Annotated in this window: 10 protein-coding genes; 4 read left to right on the top strand and 6 right to left on the bottom strand. The window is 73.5% G+C overall.

Going from position 1 to position 7194, the window contains the following annotated elements; all coding sequences use genetic code 11:
- A partial coding sequence (locus C1I95_RS35460) for a hypothetical protein (RefSeq protein ID WP_158566500.1) occupies positions 1-242 on the top strand: 242 nt, incomplete at its 5' end.
- Here C1I95_RS35460 and C1I95_RS35995 read toward each other — a convergent pair.
- The 4 genes from C1I95_RS35995 to C1I95_RS30485 form a co-directional block, all read right to left on the bottom strand.
- Positions 239-643, bottom strand: a complete 405-nt coding sequence (locus C1I95_RS35995; RefSeq protein WP_199523983.1) for a hypothetical protein — start codon at positions 641-643, stop codon at positions 239-241. The genes C1I95_RS35460 and C1I95_RS35995 overlap by 4 nt on opposite strands.
- Complete coding sequence (locus tag C1I95_RS30490) at positions 640-945, bottom strand: hypothetical protein (protein WP_111219094.1); 306 nt, start codon at positions 943-945, stop codon at positions 640-642. Before C1I95_RS30490 ends, C1I95_RS35995 begins: the two co-directional genes overlap by 4 nt.
- Positions 942-1115, bottom strand: coding sequence for a hypothetical protein (locus tag C1I95_RS35455; RefSeq protein ID WP_158566499.1), 174 nt, complete (start codon positions 1113-1115; stop codon positions 942-944). Before C1I95_RS35455 ends, C1I95_RS30490 begins: the two co-directional genes overlap by 4 nt.
- Positions 1116-1246: 131 nt before the next feature.
- Positions 1247-2530: a helix-turn-helix domain-containing protein gene (locus tag C1I95_RS30485; RefSeq protein ID WP_233513980.1), complete on the bottom strand. Its 1284-nt coding sequence runs from the start codon at positions 2528-2530 to the stop codon at positions 1247-1249.
- Positions 2531-2670: 140 nt separating this feature from the next.
- Here C1I95_RS30485 and C1I95_RS30480 point away from each other — a divergent pair, with 140 nt between their 5' ends.
- Positions 2671-3075 (top strand): GntR family transcriptional regulator, encoded by a 405-nt coding sequence (locus tag C1I95_RS30480; protein ID WP_111219092.1) that lies wholly within the window; start codon positions 2671-2673, stop codon positions 3073-3075.
- A gap of 256 nt (positions 3076-3331) precedes the next feature.
- Positions 3332-3715 carry a hypothetical protein gene (locus tag C1I95_RS34970; protein WP_146605902.1) on the top strand — a complete coding sequence of 128 codons (384 nt, stop codon included), beginning with the start codon at positions 3332-3334 and terminating at the stop codon, positions 3713-3715.
- Positions 3716-3778: 63 nt separating this feature from the next.
- On the opposite strand, the gene C1I95_RS30470 is transcribed toward C1I95_RS34970, so the two are convergent.
- Complete coding sequence (locus tag C1I95_RS30470; RefSeq protein WP_111219089.1) at positions 3779-4624, bottom strand: tyrosine-type recombinase/integrase; 846 nt, start codon at positions 4622-4624, stop codon at positions 3779-3781.
- A 423-nt stretch (positions 4625-5047) separates the two neighbouring features.
- Positions 5048-6079 carry a 3-isopropylmalate dehydrogenase gene (locus C1I95_RS30465; RefSeq protein WP_111219087.1) on the bottom strand — a complete coding sequence of 344 codons (1032 nt, stop codon included), beginning with the start codon at positions 6077-6079 and terminating at the stop codon, positions 5048-5050.
- A gap of 216 nt (positions 6080-6295) precedes the next feature.
- Between C1I95_RS30465 and C1I95_RS30460 the strand changes: the two genes are divergently transcribed.
- Positions 6296-7141, top strand: a complete 846-nt coding sequence (locus tag C1I95_RS30460) for an FAD:protein FMN transferase (protein WP_111219085.1) — start codon at positions 6296-6298, stop codon at positions 7139-7141.
- Positions 7142-7194: the final 53 nt, after the last annotated feature.

The following is a 7194-nucleotide window of genomic DNA, read 5'->3' as shown; positions in this document are numbered from 1 at the left end:
CCGCCACCCGCCTCCCCGAACCGATCCAGCGGTACCGCGCCCTACGTGACCTCGCGCCCGAGATCAAGGCAGCCATCGCTGCCGCCCAGGACGCCGCGATCGCCGACGCCCGGCAGAGCGACCCCGAGGAGCAGGTGGCCGAGCGGGCGGGAGTCAGCGTCTCCGAGGTGCGCCGGCGGATGACCGCCCACGGCAAGCGCGCCGGCGTGCACCGCGGCCCCGGCCGTCCCCCGACGACTTAGGTCCAACGCGCCTGGGCCGCTGCGACGCCTGCTGACGCGGACGGCCGTGCCGCAGCCCTACGGCCGTGGTCCGGGCGCGCCGTGGTCCCCGCTCCGGCACCCGCCACGGGGAACCGCGCGGTGCCGGCCCGGGTGGCTGGTGGCGGTTTCGGCGCGACGGTCACCGGCCGGGTGCTGCCGTCGTCGGCGACGACGCGGATCCCCGCCCACTGCACGAACACCTCACGCCGGGCCGTGGCCACACCCCGCTGGTCCACCGCGTACCCGGACAGCCACACCCACCCGTCGTAGGTGATCCGGGGCATGATGGCGCCGAGCCGCAGCATCAACGGCCGCACCACGAACTGCGGGGAGGCCCGGCGGTCCAGCAGCAGGACCTGACCGGCGCGCAGCGCCGTCACCGCACCCGTCCGCGGCGTAGCTCGCACCGCAACGCGTCCGGCCGGTCGACGGCCGCCGCGGCATCCAGCGCGCCCAGGTACGCGGCCAGGCCCGCCGGGTCGCGTACGAAGTGCTCGCTGAGGCGCACCAGCGCGGGAGAGCAGGGCCACGGCGTGTCCGTGGCCGGGCAGGTGTCGCACGTCCACCCCGGCCGCCGCGGCATGTGTGTGCCGCCGAGCCAGCCGGGCAGCTGCTCGACGGCCCGGGCCGCCTGGGTCGCCTCGGCTGCCCAGGCGGCCCGCACGGTGAGCGGCCCGGTCATGATGCGGGCCCGTCGTAGAGGTGGCCGGCGGTGCGCCGGCGGGCCAGGGCGAGCGTTCGGGCCCGGGCCGCAGCGGCCTCGCGGTCCTGTATGGCCTGGCCGGTGCCGGGCGGCACCGGGAGATCGGTGCGCCGGAGCAGCTGGCGTACCGCCCAGCGGATGAGCGTCATCGGGTCGCCTCCCTCCGAGTGGGGAGGCGGCGACGGTGTCTCGTCTTGCTGGGGGACAGCCAGATGGGCGTCACCGCCGCCGCCTACTTCGGACTATCGGCGGTGGTGGGTGCCCGGGGTGTAACAGCCTGTTAAGTCGCGTCTCGGTCGGGGTCGAGGGGGTCGATTCCGAGACGGGTGGCCAGGTCGCGCAGCTCGGTGGAGCCGCGGCGCCGGGAGTCGCGGACCATCTGCCCGACGAGCTCGTGCACGCTCGGCCGGCTTCGGAGCTCCGCCGGCGATGCGGCGTCGGCCTCGAGGAAGGACCGAACGGCGCGGGTCTGGTCGCCGGCGGCGTACCAGCCACGTCCGGTGTCGATGTGCAGCCGGCACCGGCGGTTGGCGGTGCGGATCCGTGATCGGTCTACGTGCCGGGCGTGCAGCGGCGCCCGGTCCGGCTCGCCGTTTTCCACGGCGACGCCGACGCGCCAGATACCCACGTTGGCCGGCGAGAACTCCATCCGCCATGGATCGCTCGCGGCGCGCTGCGCGGCGCCGGCCGCCTCGGCGAGGTGCCCGTCGACGTCGCCAGCGCCGAGGGACGCGGCAGACAACGCCGCGTGTAGGTGCAGCATCCCGTACCACGTCAGGACATCGTCCCCGCCGTCGTCGCCCAGATGCTCGGCGGCTGCGGCTGCGGTAGTGAGAGATCGACGCCGGCCGCCTGCGGTGCCCGATGCCAGTGCGACCTGGGCGCCGGCGAACTCCGCGGCGGCGATCTCGACCGGGTGGCCGAGCCTCGCCGCGGCGAGCTGGGCGCGCTCGGCGTACCGCGCGGACAGGTCTACGTAGCCGAACGGCTTGACGGCGAGCGCAGCCGTCACTGTGGCCCGGACGAGCAGGGCCAGGCCGCGGTCGGCGCCGGCGTTGGCGTTGGCGAGTTGCCGGGCGTCAGCGACCAGGCCGGGCAGGATCTGGGCCAGCGTCGGGTAGTCGCAGGCCATCCGGGCCGCCGCGGCCTGGTCGGCCCGGGCGGCGACGTCGGCCATGTCCGGCAGTTGGTCAGGATCCGGGTCGTCGTCCAGGGCGCCGCGCAGCGCCGGCACGGCGGCGTAGACGGCGAGGTCGTCGCTGGAGCGTGGTGGTGTGGGCTGCCCGGTCAGGACGGTGGCGCTGACCCGTAGCGCGCTGGCGAGCGCGATCAGCAGGTCCCGCTTGGCCACCGGCCGTTTCCCGCGCTCGATCATCGAGATGTAGGCGTGGCTGACGCCCACGGCAGTGGCTAGATCCTGCTGGGACATGCCGCTGATCCCGCGCCACTCGGCGACGCGACGTCCGATGTAGTCGCTCATGGTGCCCTCCCGCACGAGGGTGGTGAGTCGTTCGGCCAGTTCCCGCACGGACTGGCGCGTAGCTAGCACGGTACGCGCTGTCATGGCCGGCTGCTACTGTGTCGGTAGCGCGCTGGGGGTCGGACCGCACATCCGACCCCCGTTCTTTTTGCCCGATATCGGGCGCACACGTGGACACGTGTCCACGTGCGGACGTGTCCGGGGCGGTCCCTACCGTCACACTCATGATCGATCCGGCGTCGGGCGTCCCTGCCTGGCGGCAGCTCGCCGACCTGCTGCGGGCACGCATCGCAGCTGGTGAGTGGCCGCCCGGCGCGCGGCTGCCGTCGGAGACCGATCTCGTGCAACAGTACGAGCTCGGCCGCACGACGGTACGCCGCGCGATCTCGTCGCTGCGGTCCGCCGGGGTGGTCGAGGTGATCCACGGCTGGGGCATGCGGGTGCCCGCGCCGCGGGAGATGGAACGGGTGGTCGCCGAGTCGGGGTCGATCATCACGATCCGGATGCCGACACCGATGGAGCGCGCCACGTGGGAGATGCCTGACGGCGTGGGGATGATCGTGGTGACCGGGCCAGATGGCGTCCCATATGCCTACCCAGGGGACCGTACGGAGGTTGTGGCCCCGTAGGCGAGCTACGCCCCGTTGGTCGGTTGCGGCAGATTCCGCCAGACGTCGGATGTTGCAATCCGGGGCCGGATCGATGGTGGTGCACGGTGTAGCTGACTCTGGGTTCATGGGGCGCAAGTCCCCTCGGCGGGATTATCACCGAGAGTCGACCACATAGCACGGACGGCCGTCGCACAGGTGCCAGCCTGCCTGCCGAGGCCATTCGTGTCACGCCCATCCCCCGCCCGGCGGCTTACAAGGGCCAGCCGATCCGTGTTTGATCAGCACTCTTAATCGCTTCTTTAGAGACGAGGAGCTGATCATGAGTGCCCCTGTTGATCGCGCTGTGGTGTTCGTGCCCGCGTCGACGACTGACCCTGCCGAATTCGCGTCGATCGCCGCGCCCTGCTTGGAGCGTGTGGAGGTCTGCGGGTACGCCTTCGTGGGCGTGGTCCGGACGTGGGAGGACGCCTTGCGGCTGATCCGGGACGGCCGGGCGCACGTGGTGGTGGTCGCCAGCCGGTCACACCTGCCGCATGACCGGCGACCGCGGATCGAGGCGGTGGCCGATGCGGTGCGAGCGGATGGTCCGGGCTCGCACTGCGTGGCACCGCCGGAGGCATCGGCGCCGCGGTCACGCCGGGCGCGCCGCGTGCGGTAGCCGATCACGGCGACGCCCCGACCGAGTCCCGGTCGGGGCGTCGCCGTGATTCGGGGATCGTGATCAGGTTGGCAGTTGCAGTGAGCTCACGGCCGCCGACTTCGCCGCGGCGGTGGCGGCGACGTACACCTGGGTGGTCTGGGGGGTGCTGTGGCCCAGCAGTTCCTGGGCGACGCGCAGGTCCCGGCCGGCGGACTGGTAGACGTGGGTGCCGTACCAGTGCCGCAGCCGGTGCATCGACACTGCGGCGTGGCCCAGCGTCGCCTGTAGGTGGTAGTTCGCGCGCTCCTGGACCTGGATACGGTTGGCGGGCCGGCCGGCGCGGGTGCGGGCGATCGGTCCGGCCGGCATCTGTTGCACCGCTGCCCAGACGTCCGGGTGGGTGGGCACCACCCGCTCCTTGTCCCCCTTGCCGTGGATCCACGTCTGCTCGGCGGTGACGTCGGCCCGGTCGAGGTCGGCGATCTCGCAGCAGCGCATCCCGGAGGCCGCAGCGAGCAAGTACCAGGTACGCATGGGCTCCCGTGCCCGCCGCAGGATGTCCGCCAACTCCTCGTTACTGATCGGGCGTGGGCTGCGCGCCGGCACCTTCACACGCGAGAGATGCGCGGCCGGGTTGTAGTCCAGGCGAGGGTTGCCCGGGTCGCTCGCCCAGGCGTAGAAGCCGCCCACGATCGCAGTGAGCTTCGCCTTGTACGCGGGTTTGCGGCCGTCCACGTGGATGGCGTCGCGCAGCTCGTCGCCACACGCGTAGGCGAGCCCCTCGGGCAGCGTCCGGTCGAGGATGCACAGCTCCTCCGCGTAGGTGTTGACGGTCGCCTCCGCTCGGCTGAGGACCTGCAGATGTCGCTGGTAGGCGGTGATCAGGTCGTGGCTGTGCGGCGCTCGGGTCGCGGTTACGGTGAACACAGATCGCCTCCCGTGTTGGCGGTCGAGCGCCCGGTGCGCGGCGATTGCCCCGCCGCCCCGGGCGCGTCACGTCAGGTGCTGATCCTGTGACGGATCGGGCTGTGGGGCTATCGACCGCTGGGGCGGTCAATCCGGGCGGGGCGGCGCAGGGACGGCGGAACGGGTGACACCGGCCGGGTGGAGTCGGCTCCGGTTCGGCCCTTCGGCCGGGTCGGGCCCGGTCCCGTCGTGGGGGTGGTCCGATCGGCTGAGGCGCCCGAACGCTCGTTCAGCGGGTAGGTCGACCGGTGGGTAGCAAGCCGACAACCGGTGCGAAGCCCACTGGTCGAACTGGCCGCCGCCCGGCCGGAACCGAGGCCGGGAGCGACCCGGTGCACCACGCCACGGGCGTCACCGCCGGTCACCGGCGACGACGCGGCAGCCTCAGGCGGCGACCTGCGCCGCGATGCGGTCGCCTACCTCGGCGGTACCCAGGGCTACGCCCGGGCCACGGCTGGCCAGCTCCGCGCTGACCGCGGTGGTGATCCGGGCCGCGGCGTCGGCGTGCCCGAGCTGGTCGAGCAGCAGGGCACCGGAGAGTACGGCGGCGACCGGGTCGGCCACGCCACGCCCGGCGATGTCCGGCGCGGAGCCGTGCACCGGCTCGAACATCGACGGGTACGTCCCGTCGGGGTTGATGCTGCCGCTGGCGGCGAGCCCGATCCCGCCGGTCACCGCGGCGGCGATGTCGGTGAGGATGTCGCCGAAGAGGTTGTCGGTGACCACGACGTCGTACCGCTGCGGCTGGGTGACCAGGAACATCGCGGCGGCGTCGACGTGCTGGTACTCGGTGGTCACGTCGGGGTGCTCGGCGGCCACCGCCTCGAAGGTGCGGGCCCACAGCGAGCCGGCGTGGGTGAGCACGTTGGTCTTGTGCACCAGGGTCACCTTGCGCCGCTCGCGCCGCCGGGCGCGGGCGAAGGCATCCCGGACGACCCGCTCCACCCCGTGCCGGGTGTTCAGGCTCTCCTCGGTGGCGATCTCGGCCGGGGTGCCCCGGTGCAGCGCGCCGCCGGCGCCCGCGTACAGCCCCTCGGTGCCCTCACGGACGACCACCAGGTCGACCTCGCCCGACTTGACCGTCGCCAGCGGGCTGGTGACGCCGGGCCAGAGCCGCGACGGACGGAGGTTGACGTACTGGTCGAAGGCGAACCGCAGCTTGAGCAGCAGGCCCCGCTCCAGCACGCCGGGCGGGACGGTCGGGTCGCCGACCGCGCCGAGCAGGACGGCGTCGTGCCCGGCCAGCTCGGTCAGCACCGAGTCGGGCAGCACCTCGCCGGTGCGGTGGTAACGTGCCGCACCGAGGTCGTACTCGGTCGCCTCGACCCCCGGCAGCGCCGCGTCGATGACCTTGCGGGCCTCCGCGACCACCTCGGGTCCGATCCCGTCCCCGGCCACCACCGCGATCCGTGCCACGTCCGTCAGCTCCTTCGCTCGTGTCGGCTCGACGGTACGCCGCCGTCCCGCTTCCCGGTACGGATGTTCCACTTTTCGGGAATCCGGGATGCACAGCAGCTTCCCAGGGGGCATTCATGGGGCGGTCATGTCCGCTGCCTAGCGTGAGCCTTGACGGCTCACGGGGCCGGACGCCCACTGCGACGGCGCGGCGGGCGTCGAGGAGAGGGCGATGCGATGTGGACCGACGAGCAGCCACGAACCCGCTGGGCGGACCCGGCGACCTTCCGCTTCCGCCGCCCCGACCTGCGGCTGGGCGCCCGCGACCCGCGACCTGACCGGTCCGGCCCGGTGGCCGGGGACCGGATCGCCGTCCGGCACAGCGTGCGCACCTCGACCGCCGAGTACACCCTGCTGCTGAACGCACCCGAGTGGCTCGGCCGGCGGGGAGTCGGCGAGGCGCTGCGCGACGCGGTGGCCGAGCTACGGGCGATCGACCTCACCTACGGCCCGAACCAGCCGGAGAGCCTGGTGTCCCGGCTGCGCCGGGGCGAGATCGGTCCCGAGTCGTACCCGCCGCTGGCCGACCTGGTGGACCGGTGCGCCGCGATGCGGGCAGCCACGGACGGCTGGTTCGACGCCTGGGCGGTGCCCGGCGGCTTCGACCCGGGCGGCCTGCTCGGCGGGTGGGCGGTCGAGCGGGCGGCGGCCCGGTTGCGGGCCGCCGGCATCCACGACTACGCGGTGCTCACCGGCGCCGACCTGGTGGTACGCGGCCACGCCGGGCACGGCGGCCCGTGGCGGGTCGCGGTGCACCACCCGACCGATCGGCGCCGGGCACCACTGGTGCTGGAGATGGCCGCAGGCGCGATCGGCACCTCCGGGGTGACCGGCCGGCAGGGACATGTGGTGGACCCGCACACCGGCGAGCCGGCCGACCAACTGGTCGCCGCGACGGTGGTGGGCCCCGACCTCGCGGTGGCCGACGCCTACGCCACCGCGCTGTACGCCGCGGGTCCGGCCGGGCTGGCCTGGTTCCGCTCCGGATCGGACTACCGCCCGCTGCTCGCCGCCCGCCGCTGAGGGCGGGCCGTCCACAGTCGACAGTGTGTGCGGCGGGGTGGGTGGATCCGGGG

The sequence above is a fragment of the Micromonospora craterilacus genome, assembly GCF_003236315.1.
GTDB classification, from domain to species: domain Bacteria; phylum Actinomycetota; class Actinomycetes; order Mycobacteriales; family Micromonosporaceae; genus Micromonospora; species Micromonospora craterilacus.
Note: the sequence above shows the minus strand (reverse complement) of the source record. Positions and strands in the feature narration are given on the sequence as shown.

Coding starts and splice junctions, on each gene's coding strand:
- C1I95_RS30490 (WP_111219094.1), bottom strand. CDS start 945: ATGACCGGGCCGCTCACCGTGCGGGCCGCCTGGGCAGCCGAGGCGACC.
- C1I95_RS35455 (WP_158566499.1), bottom strand. CDS start 1,115: ATGACGCTCATCCGCTGGGCGGTACGCCAGCTGCTCCGGCGCACCGAT.
- C1I95_RS30485 (WP_233513980.1), bottom strand. CDS start 2,530: ATGACAGCGCGTACCGTGCTAGCTACGCGCCAGTCCGTGCGGGAACTG.
- C1I95_RS30480 (WP_111219092.1), top strand. CDS start 2,671: ATGATCGATCCGGCGTCGGGCGTCCCTGCCTGGCGGCAGCTCGCCGAC.
- C1I95_RS30460 (WP_111219085.1), top strand. CDS start 6,296: ATGTGGACCGACGAGCAGCCACGAACCCGCTGGGCGGACCCGGCGACC.